Origin of the sequence: Janthinobacterium sp. PSPC1-1 (assembly GCF_049897625.1) — a bacterium.
Classification (GTDB): Bacteria; Pseudomonadota; Gammaproteobacteria; order Burkholderiales; family Burkholderiaceae_D; genus Janthinobacterium; species Janthinobacterium tructae.
Genome location: NZ_JAFCWP010000010.1, coordinates 167878 through 184141, shown reverse-complemented (window position 1 = coordinate 184141; position 16264 = coordinate 167878). Strand labels below are relative to the sequence as shown.

Here is a 16264-nt window from a genome sequence, read left to right as displayed (position 1 = left end):
TCTTGCATCAAACTTGCTTCCAATCAAGTTGCTGATTGTATATTCTTACCGTCCTGATAGCATGTACGTTTGGATGACGATCAACAAAAAAAAAGCGCTCCCGCAGGAGCGCCATCGCCACGACAGCGGCCTTATGCCGGCGTATCCTGCAGCCGGTAGATGCTGGAGAAATCGAGCCCGCCCGATCCTGCCTTGCTATGCATGTCATACAGCGTGCGCGCCAGGGCGCCCAGCGGTACGCTGGCGCCCGACGCCTCGGCACTTTCCACGGCCAATCCCAGGTCTTTGAGCATCAGGTCGACGCCAAAGCCGCCCGCGTAGCCGCGCGACGCGGGCACGTTCTCGGCCACGCCCGGACACGGGTTGTACACCTCCAGGGTCCAGTTGCGGCCCGAGCTTTTCGCCATCACGTCCGACACCACCTTAGCGTCCAGGCCATTGGCCACGCCCAGGCGTATCGCTTCGCTGGTGCCGATCATCAGAATCCCCAGCAGCATGTTGTTGCAGATCTTGACCGTCTGGCCGCAACCCGAGCCGCCCGCGTGGAAAATCGCCTTGCCCATGATCTCCAGGTAAGGCCGCGCCGCCGCCAGCGCCGCGTCTTCACCGCCCACCATGAAGGTCAAGGTGCCGTTGGTGGCGCCCGCCGTGCCGCCGGAGACGGGCGCGTCCAGCATGGGCATGCCCTTTTCCTCGGCTGCGCGGCCCACCTGGCGCGCCGCCTCGGTGGAAATCGTCGAACAGTCGATCAGCAGGGTGCCGGGCCGCGCCTGCGCCAGAATGCCAGCGTCCCCCAAATACGCCCCCAGCACATGGCGGCTGGCCGGCAGCATGGTGATGACAATGTCGGCCGCCTGGATCGCCGCCGCCTGGTCATCGGACACCAGGCCGCCGCCTTCGGCAAACTGCCGCACGCTGGCCGGCAGCAAGTCAAAGCCCGTCACCGCATGGCCGGCGCGCACCAGGTTTTGCGCCATGGGCAGCCCCATGTTCCCCAGGCCGATGAAAACGATATTGGTGCTCATCGCCGCCTCCTTATTTCATCGAGATGGTGGTATTGACGCCGCTGCCGCCGTCGTCCGGGGCGAACCAGCGTGCCGTGACGGTCTTGGTCTGCGTCCAGAAGTACAAGGCTTGCTTGCCGTTCGGCCCCAGGTCGCCCAGTTTCGACGCCCGCGATCCCGTGAAGCTGAAATAGGCGACGGGCACGGGTATGGCCACGTTGATGCCCACTTGCCCCACGTCGATCTCGTGCTGGAACTTGCGCCCCGCCCAGCCGGACGAAGTGAAGATCGAGGTGCCGTTGCCGTTCGGGTTGGCGTTAATAAAAGCGATGGCCTGGTCCAGCGTATCCGTTTCGACCACGCACATGGCGGGGCCGAAGATTTCCTGCGTGTAGACGGAGTTCGATGCCGCCACCTTCGAGAAAATCGTCGGTCCCATGAAGTTGCCGCCCTCGTAGCCGGCCACCTTGAGGCCGCGGCCATCGAGCAGCAGCTGCGCGCCCTCGTCCACGCCCGCCTGTATCAGTTTTTCCGCGCGCTGCATGGCCACTTTCGAGACCATCGGCCCCAGGTCGGCATCGCGGTCGCTACCCGGCCCCACTTTCAGCGCTTGCGAACGAGCGACGATTTCCGGCAGCCAGGAACGCGCCTCGCCCACCAGCACGACGACGGAATTGGCCATGCAGCGCTGGCCGGCCGCGCCAAAGGCGGCGCCGATCAGGTTATTGATCGCCTGCTCCTTGTTGGCGTCGGCCAGCACCACGCAATGGTTTTTCGCGCCCATCATCGATTGCGCGCGCTTGCCCGATTCGCTGGCGCGGCGGTACACATGCGTGCCCACGTGAGTGGAGCCGATGAAGGACACGGCCTTGATGTCGGGATGGTCGCACAGCATGTTGACGACGTCGGCGCCGCCATGCACGACATTCAATACACCGGCCGGCAAGCCCGCCTGGTACATCAGTTCGACCAGGTACATGGTCGATGACGGGTCTTGCTCCGACGGTTTCAGGACAAAAGTATTGCCGCAGGCGATAGCGATGGGGAACATGAAGCATGGCAGCATGACGGGGAAATTGAAGGCCGTGATGCCGGCGCCCACGCCCAGCGGCTGGTAGATGTTGTAGACATCGACACCGGTGGCCGCGTTTTCCGCGATTTCTCCCAGTTGCAGGGTGGCGATCGAGCACGCGTGCTCCACCACTTCCAGGCCGCGCATGACTTCCCCTTCCGCGTCGGGCAGGGTCTTGCCGTGTTCGCGCGTGATCAGTTCGGCCAAAGCACCAATGTTTTCGCGGATCAGGTGCTGGTACTTGAGCATGATGCGCATGCGCGCCGCCAGCGGGGTATTGCGCCAGGTTTTAAACGCTTCCTTGGCTGTGGCGACGGCGAGGTTGACTTCGTCCGGCGTGGCAAACGGCACTCTGGCGACGATTTCCTGCGTGGCCGGGTTGACGACGTCGCGCCATTCGCTGCTGTTTGATGCGTGATGCTTGCCGCCGATGTGCAGGGGGATGGCGGGGATTTGGGTGAGGGCTTGGTTCATGGTTGAGACTCCGGGTGTGCGATGTTCATAGGACTCGACGGAGCAGCGGAAATCTGGGGTCAGTTCCTTCGGAATCGGGATTTTCCCCACTAGGGAAAATCCCCCCGCCGGGTCTGACCCCGGCTCTCTGCTGCTCAGCCACAATTATTTTTTAACGAGATTGCACGCGGCCGCATCCATCGGCTTGAACGCCTGGTCGGCGGGGATGGTGGACAGCACTTTCAGGTAATCCCACGCGCCTTTCGATTCGGCCGGGGTCTTCACCTGCACCAGGTACATGTCGTGGATGACGCGGCCGTCGGGACGGATCGAGGCGTTATTCATGACAGCATCCTTGATGGGCAGCTCGCGCATTTTCTGGGCGACGATCTTCGAGTCGTCGCTTTTCGCCGCCGCCACCGATTTCAGGTAGTGGTAGACGCTCGAATACACGCCCGCCTGCACCATGGTCGGCTTGGCGCCCTTGTTGAGCGCCTCGAAACGCTTGGCGAAGGCACGGCTGCGGTCATCGTAATCCCAGTAAAAACCGTCCGCGTAGACCAGGCCCTGGGCCGTTTCCAGCCCCAGCGCATGCACGTCGGAGAGGAACACGAGCAAGGCGGCCAGGCGCTGGTCCTTGCCGCTGCCGATGCGAAATTCGCGCGCCTGCTTGATGGCCGAGACCACGTCGGCGCCGCCGTTGGCCAGGCCGATCACCTGCGCTTTCGAGCCTTGCGCCTGCACCAGGAAGGACGAGAAATCGGAGGCGTTGAGCGGATGGCGCACGGCGCCCAGCACCGTGCCGCCATTGCGCTTGACGACTTCGCTGGCGTCTTTTTCCAGCGAATGGCCAAACGCGTAGTCGACGGTGACGAAGTACCACGATTTCTGCCCCAGTTTCGTCAGCGCCGCCGCCGTGCCGGCCGCCTGCGAATAGGTGTCGAACATCCAGTGGAAGCCGTTCGGCGAGCAATCTTCATTCGTCAGACGCGTGGTGGCCGGGCCGCTGAACATGGCGATGCCGCCCTTTTCTTTCATCAGCTTTTGCACGGACAGGGCCACCGAGGAATTGGTGAGATCGGCGATGGCGTCAACCTTGTCGCGGTCTATCCATTCGCGCGCCTTGGAGGCGGCGATATCGGCCTTGTTCAAGTGGTCGGCCGAGAGGATTTCGATCTTCATGCCCTTGCATTCGGCTTTTAAACAATCCTCGACGGCCATCTGGCTGGCGACGACGGAGCCGCGCCCGCCCATGGCCGAATACGGGCCGGACATGTCGGTGAGGATGCCGACCTTGACGACGCCATCGGAAATCTGCGCCTGCGCGCCGCCAAAGGAAAGGGTGAGCGCCAGCGCGCCCATGGCCAGAACGGTTTTTTTCATGCGTGTCTCCAGGTGGATGGGTTTTCTTATATGTTTAGATGCATTCTGCATGTGTAAAAATATGCGCTCAAGTGAAATTAATGCATAATTCCTTTGCAAAAATGCACAGAGAGGGATTGCCATGCTCGATTGGGACAATGTACGGGTCTTCCTGGAACTGACGCGCAGCGCAGGACTCGTCGACGCGGCGAAAAAGCTGGGCATCGACCATTCCACCGTGTCGCGGCGCATGCGCAAGTTCGAGGAGCAGGTGGGCACGCAGCTGTTCGACCGCAATTACGTGGGCTACCAGCTGACGCCCGAGGGCCACCGCCTGATGGAATACGCGGAAAACATGGAAAGCACGGTGTTTGCCGCCACCGAGGAGCTGGGCGAACATAATCGATTGCTGTCGGGCCAGGTGCGCCTGGGCGCTACCGAAGGCTTCGGCGCCATCGTGCTGGCGCCGCACCTGGCGCAGTTTTGCGGGCGTTACCCGCACATCAGCGTGGACCTGATCGCCGTGCCGCGTTTCGTCAGCCTGTCCAAGCGCGAGGCGGACGTGGCCATTTCCATCGAGCGCCCCCTGTCCGGTCCGTATGTGGTGACGAAGCTGTCCGACTATCGCCTGAAACTGTACGCCACACCAGGCTACCTGGCGCGCCACGCGCCGATCACCAGCGTGGCGCAGCTGGCGCAGCACCCGATCATCGGCTACGTGGACGACCTGGTCTTCAGCGCGGAGCTGCGCTACATGGATAACGTGGCGCCCGATTCCCTGCGCGCGTTTCGCAGCACCAGCGTGATTGCGCAATACCATGCGGCGCGCGCGGGCCAGGCGCTGGCGATCCTGCCCTGCTTCGTGGCGCAGCAGTCGAACGAGCTGGTGCCCGTGCTCGATGGCGAGATCGACCTGCTACGCGCCTTCTGGATGATCTCGCCCAGCGAGCGGCGCAATATCGCCCGCGTCAGCGCCCTGTGGAATTATCTGCGCAGCGCCATCGATTTGAATCACGCCTACCTGATGGGCGAGACGGCCACGCCCAGCTGGCCAACTTGAGCCAACTGCTACGCGCTACACTGTCGCCACATAGGAATAAGGAGAACACCATGCTGATGGATGCGAACCAGGCCGTACTGGTCATTGTCGACCTGCAAGGCCGCTTGATGCCGGCCATCCACGATGCCGGCCTGTTGCTGGCGCAAAACCTGCGCCTGGCCAAAATTGCCCGCCTGCTCGACGTGCCCGTGCTGGGCACGGAACAGAACCGCCAGGGACTGGGGCCGAACGTGGAAGAAATCGCCGCGCTGTGCGAACGGACCTTGCACAAGACGCATTTCGGCGCCTGCTTTGATGGCTTGCAGGACATGCTGCCCGCCGGGCGCAAGCAAATCGTCGTCACGGGTTGCGAAGCCCATGTGTGCATGCTGCAAACGGCCATCGGCCTGCTGCAGCTGGGGTATGAAGTCATCATCGCCATCGACGCCGTCGGCTCGCGCCAGGCCGCCAGCCGCGATGCGGCGCTGGCCCGTCTGGACAAGCTGGGCGCCCATCTGGTGACGGTGGAAATGCTGGCCTTTGAATGGTTGCGCGACTGCAAGCATCCGCGTTTCCGCGAAGTATTAGCGCTGATTAAATAGAACGCAGGTTTAAGCCAGATCAAGCCTGACGGCCTTTCATTTGCTAGCTTGGTAACAGCGCCGCCACTCTGAGCGGCGCGCCTTCCACATGAGCAAGGGAACCATCATGGCCTATATCCTGCGGGGCAAACTGTGCGGCTTGATCTGTGCCGAGTGTCCTGAACCGTTGTCGCACGTCATCGTGCGCCTGTACCGCCCGCGCGCGTCGCAAAACGTCACGGCCCTGGCCGTGGCCAGCGCCAAGGAAACCTTCGCCATTCTCACGGACGAGGAAGTGCAGGCGAAAGCCCCCTCCCTGCTGGCCGAAACGCGCACTGACGACGATGGCAACTACAGCTTTACCCTGGGCGACAAGGAACAATACCAGGGCGAGGCCGTGGAAGTGGACGTGTTATGCCCCACCGTGCCGCATCTGAAACCGGGGCCGAAAGACCCCGTGCCGCTGCAGTTTTCCATCACCACCATCCAGCCGCGCTGGCGCCAGGCTGACAATGATTTCCTCGCCGTCTGGGACTATTGCCTGCCGCAGCGCTTCTGGTGCCTGGTGCGCGTCCGCTTCGGCGCCTGGACCATCTGCGGCCGGCTGCGCACCTGCGACGCACCCCACACGCCGATCGCCGGCGCCACCGTGCGCGCCTTCGACGCGGACTGGCTGCAGGACGATGCACTGGGCGTGGCCGTGACCGATGCCAGCGGGCGCTTCCGCATCGATTACCTGACATCAGACTTCACGCTGACGCCGTTTTCACCGTTCATCAACGTGGAGTTCGCCAGCGGCCCCGACGTGTATTTCACGGCGCAGCTGGGCAGCGTGACCATCCTGTCGGAAACGCAAGCCAACGGGCGCCAGCCGGGCCGCGAGAATGTGGGCCACTGCTTCTGCGTGGAATTGTGTTCAAAAGACGTCTTGCCACCCGACGTGGAAGGCGTGCCCCACTGGCAGCAGGTGGAAGTGTTCGATATCCACCCGTTTCCCTCGCTGGCCGGCTTTTCCCCGCAAGGCTATGCGGGCGGCGCCGGCGCGTCCTACGTGTTCGCCGGCGGCGTCACACTGAAAGGCAATTGCCCGCTGCGCAATAGCGCCATCCCCGCCAACCCGCTCGAATACCGTTTCCTGATCGGCGAATGGTCCTGGCCCGGCGGCAGCGACGACCCGACAGCCATCCCCACGGTGGCGCCGGCCAGCCTGGCGCCTTTGAGCCAAGTACTCGGCACCCTGGTCGGCTATGTGTTTTACACGAATGGCCTGGGCCTCGCCGACTCGGCGCAAGTGATCGTCGATGCGGGCGACCTGAAGCCTGGCGGCTGGATAAGGGTGGACAGCAAACCCGTCACCGTGGACATGCGCGACGGCACGACAGCCACCGTCAACGTGGCGCCCAACATCTTCCTGCGCACGTTTGACTTGCTCACTGTGAATACGCCGGCCATCACCAGCCTGCATCCAGCCAAGCTGCCGGGCGGCTTGCCCATCCTCGACGCGGGCCGCAGCCTGACGGCAGCCGAGAGCGAGCCGATACGCCGCTACCGTCTGGGCTTCGAAGTGCGCGACGGCATCAGCCTGGCGCTGGTTGCCACGGATGGACTCGATTCCATCGTCTTCGATAACTCGCCCGTCATCGTGGCGCTGGACCTGGAAGAGTTGCGCAGCAATGCCTGCAACCCCATCGCGGGCGGCCTCGTACATATCCTGTACACGATCGACCATCCGCATTTACGCTTTTTCAATATCACGATTTCCAACAACAACGGCATCGCGCACCCGCCGCCACCGCTGCCGTCCGCCAGCTTCACGCCGCCGCCACCACCGAACAATTATTTGTTCCGCGGCGGCGCGGGTGGGCCTCATCTGTCAGGCAACAATGGCGGTTTTCCCGTCAACGTGGCGCTCGACCCGCCGTGCGCCTACCGCGTGGCCATCGAATGGCAGACGCGGCATTACCTGGCGTCCAGCCACAGCATCGACAGGCTGTATTGTAAATAGGCCTGACTCAGAAATAGCGCACCCACGCCTGCTGCGACGTGCGCTTGTAGTGCGCAAACGCGCGGCAGGGAAAGTACAGCACGGGCATCAGGGCCAGCGCGATCAGCCAGACTTGCCAGATATGCTCGACGCCGTAACGGCCAGCGTGATTGGCGCCCAGCATGGCCTTCAAGGCCAGGCCGATGGCCAGCAGCAAGTATAAATGCAGCAAGTAGTAAAACATGGGCGCGCCACCGAACGTGGCGCAAGCCCGCGTGAACGAGTTGTCCAGCGACTCCAGCCAGGCCAGGCCCAGCAAGCCCAGGCCCAGGGTGAACAGCAAAAAGTCCAGCGACGGCGGATACTTGGTGAAGTTCAGCACGCTCATGGCCGTGCGCACGGCCGTGTCGCCCGCCGCCCATGGCAGGGTTTCGCCATACAGATTGAAGCCACGCAGCACGGCCAGCAGCAGCAAACTGCCCGCGCCCAGCGCCAGCAGCAGGCGACGGCGCCCCTCCGGCGAACGGCTGCGCGCGTACAGCGGCCCGGCCGCATAACCAAGCACGATCACGCCTATCCACGGCAGCAGCGGATAGCTGACCTTGATTTTCATGGCGCCATCGGCGACCAGGTAGCCGCGTTGCAGCAGCACCGTCAGCAGATAGTAGCCAAAGCTGCCCTCTTCCGCACGCAAGCCCGTGAGCAGATGCTGGCCCGCGATAATCGCCACGCCCAGCAGCGCCAGCACTTTCAAAGGCAGCCGGTGCAGCACTGCCAGCGCCATCATGGCCAGGCCGATGACCCAGATCACCTGCAGATACAGCACGGCGGGTGGAAACGCCCCGCTCCAGGCGAAATTGACGAACACCAGTTCCAGCACCACCAGCAGCAAGCCACGCTTGAACAAAAAACCGCTAGCGCTGCGGGGCCCGGCAGCCGGATGCGCATACAGCCAGGCCGAGAGTCCCGTCAGGAAAACGAACATGGGCGCACACACGTGGGCCGCCAGGCGCGTGAAGAACAGGGCCGGATCGACGTGGGCCGCATCCATCGGGTCGCTGACCTGATGGTGTAAAAAGACCGTTTCGCGCACATGATCGAATAGCATGATCAGCATGACGAGGCCGCGCAGTACGTCGATGACGGCGATGCGGGTGCGCAGGGTGGCGGGGGAAGTCAGGGAGGCAGTCATTTATTCATTTTTAAATCTAAGATTAGAAACGGCATGCTTACCCCAACGGCAGAAACTGGGGTCGGACCTTAAGGTCCGACCCCGGCACTTTGCTGTTGGGTGAATACATCAAAACATGTAATGCGCATTCAGGGTCACCATACGCTCGGCCCCCGGCGCCACCCACAGCTGGCTGTAGGAACTCGCATAGTAGCTGCGGTTGAACAGGTTTTCCACGTTCAACGCCAGGCGCAATTGTGCGTTGGGCGAATACGACGCCAGCAATCTGGCCGTCGTGTAGGCCGGCAAGGTGAAACTGCTGCTGGCGGCTACGTCGCCCAGGCGCTCGCCCACGTACTGCACGCCGCCGCCCACGCTGGCCGTGCCCGTACCCAGCGCAAATTGCTGCGTGGCCAGCAGGTTGGCGCTGTGGCGCGGCACGTTGGCCAAGCGGCTGCCCGTCACTATCGTAGTGTCGCCGCGCGTGACGCTGGCGTCCGTATAAGCATACGCGCCCGAGACGCGCAAGCCGCGCGCCACTTCGCCCGACACGTCCAGCTCCAGGCCCCGGCTGCCCACCTCGCCCGCCGCGATGGCAAAATCCGTGTTGGCGGGATTGGTGGTCAGCACATTGCTCTTGCGGATGTCGTACACGGCCAGCGTGCCCGTCAGCTTGCCCGTTTCCAGCTTCGCGCCCAGCTCATACGCGCGGCTGCGCTCGGCAGGAAAAGCCTGGTTATCGATGCTGATGCCGCTGTTGGGCCGGAAACCCTTGGCCGCACTCGCATACAGCGACCACATTTTCGACGGCTGATAGACGAGGCCCGCGCGGGGGCTGGTGGCCGACAGCGACTGCCGGTTGCTCGTGTTGAGGCGATGGTTCGTCACGTCCTGCGTGTACGTATCGTGGCGCACGCCGACCAGCGCCTTCCACTGCGCGCCCAGGTCCAGTTGATCTTGCGCATACACGCCGCGCGCCTTTTGCGCTTCCTGCGTGTCGATGGACAGGGCCAGCGGAGCGGCCTTGCCGCCATACACGGGATTGAAAATGTCGATGGCATAGGCATTCGCGGCCGAGGGATTACGGCGCAGCTGTACCCGATGGTCGTCGAAGTGATAGGCGTCGACACCGGCCAGCACCTCGTGCGCCAACGCGCCCGTTTTGAACTTGCCCAGTACTTCGACCCGTGCCGACACGTCGGTGGCCGAGAAATCGCGGTGGCGGCGCTGGCGGTTCAAGGTGCGGCCATCGGCCAGCAGCTTGTTCGCCTCGGTCGAATAGCCGCTCAATGCGCTGTCGCGGTAAGAAGCACCCGCCTGCAGCGTCCAGTCGTCCGACAGCGCGTGATGGATAAATAACTGCTGCCCCAGCGACTTGACCGTCATGGGCCCGTCGCCCGGTTCGCCCAGGAAGCGCGCGACGGGGACAAGACCCAGCTGGCCATTCACGGCCACCACGCCGCGGTCGAACGGCGCGCGCTGCCGCACCGCTTCGATTTCATACGAGACAGTGGTGTGCTCGCCCGCCAGCCAGAGGAAGGAGGGAGAAAACAGGCTGCGCTCGACTTTCACCGTATCGCGGAAGCTGTGCCCTTCTTCATGCGCCGCGTTCAAACGGTAGGCAAAGCTGTCGCTCAAGGGCCCCGTCAAATCGACGGCGGCGCGGCGCGTGTGGAAACTGCCGAGGGAAACATCGGCGCCGTATTCCGGCACGAACTTCGGCTTTTTCGTCGTGATGTTCACCGTGCCACCCGGCTCGCCCCTGCCGTACAGGGCCGACGCGGGGCCTTTCAGCACTTCCACATTCTGCGTATTGCCGGCGTCGCGCAGGCCGTTGTAGCCCCGGCTGGAACTGAAACCGTTGACCATATAGTCGGAACCGAAATTCGGGTCGCCCGTAAAGCCACGCATGGCGTAACTATCCCACAAGCCGCCCAGCGGACTTTGTTTTGCAATACCGCTGGCCAGGTCCAGCGCGCCGGCCAGGGTCGTCACGCCCGCATCGCGCAGCAAGTCGCCGGTCAGCACGCGCACGCTTTGCGGCAAATCCATCAGCAAGGCATCCGTCTTGGTGGCGCCCGTGGCCGACAGGCTGCGGTAGTGCTGGCGCTCGGCGCTGACGGTGACGACATCGGGCACAACGGGTCCGTCCGCCAGGGCCAGCGGACTGGCAGCGGCCAGCAGCAGCGCCATCGGGCGCCGTAAAAAGAGACACATGGGGAATCCCTGAAAGAGAATGGAATGCAAATGAATTGCATTATAAATGATAATTCACTCTCAATAAAGACCTATACTTCCAGATGCCATCCCCGTGCCTGGCCCGCCTGGCACTGCATGCCGCTGTACACGCCGCCCAGCCGCAGCAATTGCGCATGCGTGCCCCGTTCGACGATGCGCCCCGATTGCATCACCAGGATCTGGTCTGCCTGCGCGGCAATCGCCAGCCGGTGCGTGGCGACCACCACGGCATGGGTACGCGCCAGGTCGGCCAGGGTGGCGATAGCGCGCCGTTCGCTGATGGCGTCAAGCGCCGACAGCGGTTCGTCGAACAGCATCAGCGGCGCGGGTTTCAACAACGCGCGGGCGAACGCCAGCCGCTGGCGCTCGCCACCCGACAAGGTCCAGCCGCCTTCGCCTACCACCGTGTCCAGGCCCTGCGGCAAGGACTGCGCCAGCGATGCCAGACCGGCCGCCGACAGGGCCGCCAGCAGATCCTCCGCCACGATCTGCCGGCCCAGGCTCAGATTGTCGCGCAAGCTGGCCGGCAGCAGCCAGGTATGCTGGAACATCGGTGTCGCCAGTTTTGCCAGCGCGGCGTCGTCATTGGTGCGCATATCGACGCCGCCGGCCAGCAGCACGCCGCTATCGGGATCCAGCTGGCGGCACAGCAATTGCAACAAGGTCGTCTTGCCCGAGCCGGAAGCGCCCGCCAGCACTGTCAGGGAACGCTGAGCAATCTCCAGCGAGACGGCATCGACGATGGGGCGTCCGTCGCGCCGCACGCAGACATGGCGCGCCTCGACGGCCGGCGCGCCCTGCTCCGGCACACGGCCGGGCAACGCCAGCACGGGCAATTCCCGCTCCGCCAGCACGCCATCAAACTGGCGCAGGGTGTGGGCCACCTGCTGCAGGGCGGCGCCCGTGTGCACGACGGCAGCCATCGCCTCGGCCAGCACGGTGGCGACGATCAATGTCGCCAGCAGCGCCGGCACATCGAGGGTGCCGGCCAACACCTGGTGCAAGCCGATGGCCAGCAAGAGTGCATACGCCAGCTGCGCCGCCACGGTAAAACCGAGGGCGGCGGGGAACAGCAAATGCTGGGAGCGCCGTTCCGCCTGGCGCTGTTCCATCAGCGACTGTTCCAGCATGGCGCTGCCCAGCTCGGACCGGCCCGTGGCGCGCAGCACGGGTTGCGCCGCGATATATTCCAGTACGCGGCCATTCGCTTCGGCGCTGCTGGCCGCCAGCGCCGTCTCGGCCCGGCCGCCGCAGGCCAGCGCCCAGCGATACACGAGTAGCAAGGGCGGCATGGCCAGCAGCAGCACCGCACCCAGGCGCCAGTCGACGGCCAGCCAGAGCAGCCCTACCACCAGCGGCGCCAGCACGGCATCGAACAGGGGCTGCAGCAAGTGCGCGGGAGCGCCCATCACGGCCATCACGCCGCCGGAGGCCAGCTGGCGCATATCGCCGGCGCGGCGCGGCGTGCACCAGGCCAGCGGCAGGCGCACGATTTTATCGGCCAGGCGCCGATGCAGCGCATGCGCGCAGTGGGCGCCGGCAGCATAGCCTTTCAATCGCGTGACATGGCGCAGCGCGGCGCTGGCCGTTACCGACAGCAGAAATAGTACCAGCCATGCACCTTCCGCTTGCCCCGGCTGCGGCGCCAGCCAGGCACGCAGCAGCGGCAGCAGCATGCACAGGGCCAGCGCACCCAGAATACTGTTGGCCGCCATCAGCGCCAGCGCAAGGCGCAACTTGCCGGCGGCCGCGCCATCAAGCAGGCGCAATAGCAAACGCACGGTGGCGATCATGGCGTCACCTCGTCAACCCCGCTTTGCGCCGCCCACAGGGCCGCATACCTGCCCCGCGCGGCCAGCAGCTGCGCATGCGTGCCCCGCTCGCACAGGCGTCCGCCATCGAGCAGTACGATCTGGTCGGCCTGCACGATGGTTTGCAGCCGGTGCGCCACCACCAGCACCGTGCGTCCCGCCAGCAAGGCCGACAGGCCAGCCTGCACCTGCGCTTCCGACTCGGGGTCGAGGGCAGCCATCGCCTCGTCCAATACGACGATACGGGGATCGGCCAGCAGGGTGCGGGCGATCGCCAGGCGCTGCGCCTCGCCGCCCGACAGCACCAGGCCTTCGCCCAGCAAGGTGTCATACCCTTGCGGCAAGGCCGTGATGCGGGCATGGATGTGCGCGGCGCGCGCCGCCGCTTCCACCTGGGCGTCGCTTGCCTCCGGCCGCCCCAGGCGGATGTTGTCGCGCGCGGACAGGCGCAGCACCTGCGTGTGCTGCAAGACAAACCCCACACGCGCATACAGCACGGCGGAATCGATCTGGCGCACGTCGACGCCGCCGATGCGCACGGCGCCTGCCGTCACGTCCCACAGGCGCGGCAACAGCATGGCCAGGGTCGACTTGCCGCCGCCCGACGGCCCCACCAGGGCTGTCACGCTGCCCGCAGGCAGGCATAAATCGATGCCGTGCAAAACATCGATACCGCCCGGATAGGCAAAACACACCTGTTCATAACGCACATCGTCGCCGGCCGGCAGCAACGGCGTCGCCGCCTGCGGCATGGGCGCCTCGGCCAGCAAGGCGCCGATCCTGTGCGCCGCCGCCAAGCCTCCCTTCAAGTCATCGGCGCCGTGCCCCAGCGCGGCGACGGGCGCGCACAAGGCCATGCCCAGCAAGGCAAACGGCAGCATCTGCGCGGGCGCCATCGCCGCCGTTTGCGCGCACAGCCAGGCTCCACTCACGACAAAAGCCAGCACGACGGGCGGCGACAGCAGCACATCGACCAGCGCGCCCATGCCGCCCCAGCGCCGCACCCAGGCCAAAAACTGCCGCGCATGGCGCGCCGCCACGGCATGGAAGCGCGCTTGCGGCAGTGTCTCCTGCGCATACGTCTTGAAGACGGCCATGCCCTGCACCAGTTCCACCATCGCCGCCGCCAGTTCGCCGCCAGTGCGCTGCAACTGCGCCTGTCCCTCGCGGAAGGCTGCTGCGTCCATGCCCCGATAGCGCCACCAGGCCAGGGCTGGCGCGACCAGGGTGATAGCCGTCATGCGCCAGTCCGTCTGCAGCAGCCAGGCCAGGCATGCCACGGGCGCGACGACCACGGCAGCCAGGTCGGACGGCGCATGCGCCACCAGGCGGTGCAGCGCAGCCACATCACGCTGCACGATTTCGTTGACCTTGGCCGCATTGCTGCCCGCGTACCAGCCCAGCGGCACTCTGGACAACTGGCGCGCCAGCCGCAGGCGCAACTGGCACTGCAAGTCTGCATCGGCCAGGTGCGTCAGGTGCAGGCCCAGCGCCGTCGTCAGTTGACGCAGGCACAGCGCCGCCAGTGCCAGCCACAGCACATTCCAGGCACGGCCAGCATCGACCTCCGATGCCAATAGCAAGGCGCCCAATTGCGCCATGGCGATGTACGGCAGTACGCCGCACAGCGCGGCCAGCGCCTGCAGCGCGCCAGCGCCCAGCAAACGGCCACGCAGGGGGGCCAGCAAGGCCGATAAATCGCGCCAGTCGCTCACAATGTCCCCTCCACGCAGACGACGGCAGCCGTATCGAGCTGGCGTACCTTGGCGCGTACCCGGTAGACGCGCGCGATCAGGGCGGCGTCAATCACGGCATGCGGCGCGCCCGACGCCGCCAGCACGCCATCATGCAGCACCATCACCTGGTCGGCGCAGCCCAGCGCCAGGTTGATGTCGTGCAGGACGATGACGGTAATCAAAGCATGTTCGCGCGTGGCGCGCCGTATCGCCTCGATCACCTGGAACTGGTGATACAGGTCCAGCGCGCTGGTGGGCTCGTCCAGCAGCAGCACCCTGGGCTGGCGCACCAGCGCCTGGGCCAGGCCCACCAGTTGGCGCTGGCCGCCCGACAGCGCCTCGACCTGGCGACTGGCCAGGGGCAGCAAGTCGAGGCGCGCCAGCACGGCCTCCACCCTGGCCACGGCGGCCGCATCGACCCTGGCGCCCAGCCAGCCTTCGCTGCGCCCCGCCATCGCGGCGCTGAGCACAGCCTCGAACACGCCCAGCCGCGTGCGCGAGGGCAAGCTTTGCGGCAGGTACACCATGCTCTGCGCGCGCCGGGCTTGCGGCCCGCAGGCCAGGTCCACGCCATCGAGCAGCACGGCGCCCTGCATCGATTGCAAGCCGGCGATGCCACGCAACAGGGTCGACTTGCCGGCCCCGTTCGGGCCGATCAGGGCAGTCACGCTGCCCGGCAACAAGGGCGGCAGGCTGACGCCGCGCAGCACCTCGCGCCGTCCATACGCCACGCAGGCATTGCGCACCAGCAGGCCGCTCATGCCGCACCTCCCCGCTGGCGCATGACGATGAGCATGAAAAACGGGATGCCGACCAGCGCCGTGACGATGCCGACGGGGATCAGCACGCCGTCGATCAGCGTCTTGCTGCAAATCGAGGCCAGCGACAGGATCAGCGCACCGGCCAGCGCGGACGCGGGCAACAGCAGGCGGTGGTCCTCGCCCACCAGCAGGCGCGCGATATGCGGCGCCACCAGGCCGATGAAACCGATGGTGCCGACAAAGGACACGGCCAGAGCCGACAGCAGGCTGATACGCAGCAGAGACAGCATGCGCAAGCGGCGCACATCGACGCCGAAGCTGCGCGCGCGGTCCTCGCCCATGGTCAACGCCGTCATGGCCCAGCTGTCGCGCACGGCCCATGGCGCAATCACGGCCAGCGTCGCGGCCAGGATGGCGATCTTGTCCCAGGAAGAGCGCGACAGGCTGCCCATGGTCCAGAACACCAGTTGCTGCAAGCTGTCCTGGCTGGCGACAAACTGCAGCAGCGCCACCAGCGCATTAAAGGCAAACACCAGCGCAATACCGAACAGCACCAGGCTTTCCACGCCGAAGCCGCGCCAGCGCGTCAGCAGGTGCAGCAGGCCGACGGACGCAAACGCGAACAGGAAGGCATTCGCCGACACCACGTACTGGGGCGGCACCCCGGGCAAGCTCCAGTTCAGGACGATGGCCAGCGCAGCGCCGAACGAGGCGGCGGCCGACACGCCGAGGGTGAACGGGCTGGCCAGCGGATTAACGAGGATGGTCTGCATCTCGGCACCCGCCAGCGCCAGCGCGGCGCCCACCAGCACGGCCATCAGCGCATATGGCAGGCGCACATCCCACACGATGACCTGCTCCATGCGCGGCACGCCATCGGGCTGCAACAGCACCTGGAACAAACGGGACATGCCCATGCCGGACGGTCCCGTGGCGATATCGGCCGCCAGCGAGACGGCCAGCGCGCACAGCAGCGCGCCCACCAGCATGACGCGGCGCACATGGCGCTGGCGGTACGCCCTGCCCGCCGCCATGGCAGGCAGCGCTTGTGT

12 protein-coding genes are annotated in these 16264 nt (G+C 65.2%); 3 read left to right on the top strand and 9 right to left on the bottom strand.

Annotation, left to right across the window (positions count from 1 at the left end; genetic code table 11):
• Positions 1–131: 131 nt before the first annotated feature.
• The 3 genes from mmsB to ACP7EG_RS25090 all read right to left on the bottom strand — a co-directional run bounded on the left by mmsB (position 132) and on the right by ACP7EG_RS25090 (position 3912).
• Positions 132–1025, bottom strand: a complete 894-nt coding sequence (gene mmsB / locus ACP7EG_RS25100; RefSeq protein ID WP_426089771.1) for a 3-hydroxyisobutyrate dehydrogenase — start codon at positions 1023–1025, stop codon at positions 132–134.
• A 10-nt stretch (positions 1026–1035) separates the two neighbouring features.
• A complete protein-coding gene (locus ACP7EG_RS25095; RefSeq protein WP_426089769.1) occupies positions 1036–2550 on the bottom strand; it encodes a CoA-acylating methylmalonate-semialdehyde dehydrogenase in 1515 nt (504 codons plus the stop codon).
• 144 nt (positions 2551–2694) lie between these two features.
• Positions 2695–3912, bottom strand: a complete 1218-nt coding sequence (locus tag ACP7EG_RS25090) for an ABC transporter substrate-binding protein (protein WP_426089768.1) — start codon at positions 3910–3912, stop codon at positions 2695–2697.
• Positions 3913–4033: 121 nt separating this feature from the next.
• On the opposite strand from ACP7EG_RS25090, the gene ACP7EG_RS25085 reads away from it, so the two are divergent.
• From ACP7EG_RS25085 to ACP7EG_RS25075, 3 genes are all read left to right on the top strand, one after another.
• Complete coding sequence (locus tag ACP7EG_RS25085; RefSeq protein WP_426089767.1) at positions 4034–4951, top strand: LysR family transcriptional regulator; 918 nt, start codon at positions 4034–4036, stop codon at positions 4949–4951.
• 50 nt (positions 4952–5001) lie between these two features.
• Entirely contained in the window at positions 5002–5532 is a 531-nt protein-coding gene (locus ACP7EG_RS25080) for an isochorismatase family protein (RefSeq protein ID WP_426089766.1), read from the top strand.
• A gap of 106 nt (positions 5533–5638) precedes the next feature.
• A complete protein-coding gene (locus tag ACP7EG_RS25075) occupies positions 5639–7516 on the top strand; it encodes a hypothetical protein (protein WP_426089765.1) in 1878 nt (625 codons plus the stop codon).
• Between the two features lie 7 nt (positions 7517–7523).
• Here ACP7EG_RS25075 and ACP7EG_RS25070 read toward each other — a convergent pair whose 3' ends face one another.
• The 6 genes from ACP7EG_RS25070 to ACP7EG_RS25045 form a co-directional block, all read right to left on the bottom strand.
• Positions 7524–8687, bottom strand: coding sequence for a DUF1624 domain-containing protein (locus ACP7EG_RS25070; RefSeq protein ID WP_426089764.1), 1164 nt, complete (start codon positions 8685–8687; stop codon positions 7524–7526).
• A gap of 108 nt (positions 8688–8795) precedes the next feature.
• Positions 8796–10883: a TonB-dependent siderophore receptor gene (locus tag ACP7EG_RS25065; RefSeq protein WP_426089763.1), complete on the bottom strand. Its 2088-nt coding sequence runs from the start codon at positions 10881–10883 to the stop codon at positions 8796–8798.
• Positions 10884–10954: 71 nt separating this feature from the next.
• A complete protein-coding gene (locus ACP7EG_RS25060; RefSeq protein ID WP_426089761.1) occupies positions 10955–12697 on the bottom strand; it encodes an ABC transporter ATP-binding protein in 1743 nt (580 codons plus the stop codon).
• Positions 12694–14430: an ABC transporter ATP-binding protein gene (locus ACP7EG_RS25055; protein ID WP_426089760.1), complete on the bottom strand. Its 1737-nt coding sequence runs from the start codon at positions 14428–14430 to the stop codon at positions 12694–12696. Before ACP7EG_RS25055 ends, ACP7EG_RS25060 begins: the two co-directional genes overlap by 4 nt.
• Positions 14427–15212 carry an ABC transporter ATP-binding protein gene (locus ACP7EG_RS25050; RefSeq protein WP_426089758.1) on the bottom strand — a complete coding sequence of 262 codons (786 nt, stop codon included), beginning with the start codon at positions 15210–15212 and terminating at the stop codon, positions 14427–14429. The genes ACP7EG_RS25055 and ACP7EG_RS25050 overlap by 4 nt, the downstream gene beginning before the upstream one ends.
• Positions 15209–16246 carry a FecCD family ABC transporter permease gene (locus ACP7EG_RS25045; RefSeq protein WP_426089813.1) on the bottom strand — a complete coding sequence of 346 codons (1038 nt, stop codon included), beginning with the start codon at positions 16244–16246 and terminating at the stop codon, positions 15209–15211. Before ACP7EG_RS25045 ends, ACP7EG_RS25050 begins: the two co-directional genes overlap by 4 nt.
• Between the last annotated feature and the right edge of the window lie 18 nt (positions 16247–16264).

Coding starts and splice junctions, on each gene's coding strand:
- mmsB (WP_426089771.1), bottom strand. CDS start 1,025: ATGAGCACCAATATCGTTTTCATCGGCCTGGGGAACATGGGGCTGCCC.
- ACP7EG_RS25095 (WP_426089769.1), bottom strand. CDS start 2,550: ATGAACCAAGCCCTCACCCAAATCCCCGCCATCCCCCTGCACATCGGC.
- ACP7EG_RS25090 (WP_426089768.1), bottom strand. CDS start 3,912: ATGAAAAAAACCGTTCTGGCCATGGGCGCGCTGGCGCTCACCCTTTCC.
- ACP7EG_RS25085 (WP_426089767.1), top strand. CDS start 4,034: ATGCTCGATTGGGACAATGTACGGGTCTTCCTGGAACTGACGCGCAGC.
- ACP7EG_RS25080 (WP_426089766.1), top strand. CDS start 5,002: ATGCTGATGGATGCGAACCAGGCCGTACTGGTCATTGTCGACCTGCAA.
- ACP7EG_RS25075 (WP_426089765.1), top strand. CDS start 5,639: ATGGCCTATATCCTGCGGGGCAAACTGTGCGGCTTGATCTGTGCCGAG.
- ACP7EG_RS25070 (WP_426089764.1), bottom strand. CDS start 8,687: ATGACTGCCTCCCTGACTTCCCCCGCCACCCTGCGCACCCGCATCGCC.
- ACP7EG_RS25065 (WP_426089763.1), bottom strand. CDS start 10,883: ATGTGTCTCTTTTTACGGCGCCCGATGGCGCTGCTGCTGGCCGCTGCC.
- ACP7EG_RS25060 (WP_426089761.1), bottom strand. CDS start 12,697: ATGATCGCCACCGTGCGTTTGCTATTGCGCCTGCTTGATGGCGCGGCC.
- ACP7EG_RS25050 (WP_426089758.1), bottom strand. CDS start 15,212: ATGAGCGGCCTGCTGGTGCGCAATGCCTGCGTGGCGTATGGACGGCGC.
- ACP7EG_RS25045 (WP_426089813.1), bottom strand. CDS start 16,246: ATGGCGGCGGGCAGGGCGTACCGCCAGCGCCATGTGCGCCGCGTCATG.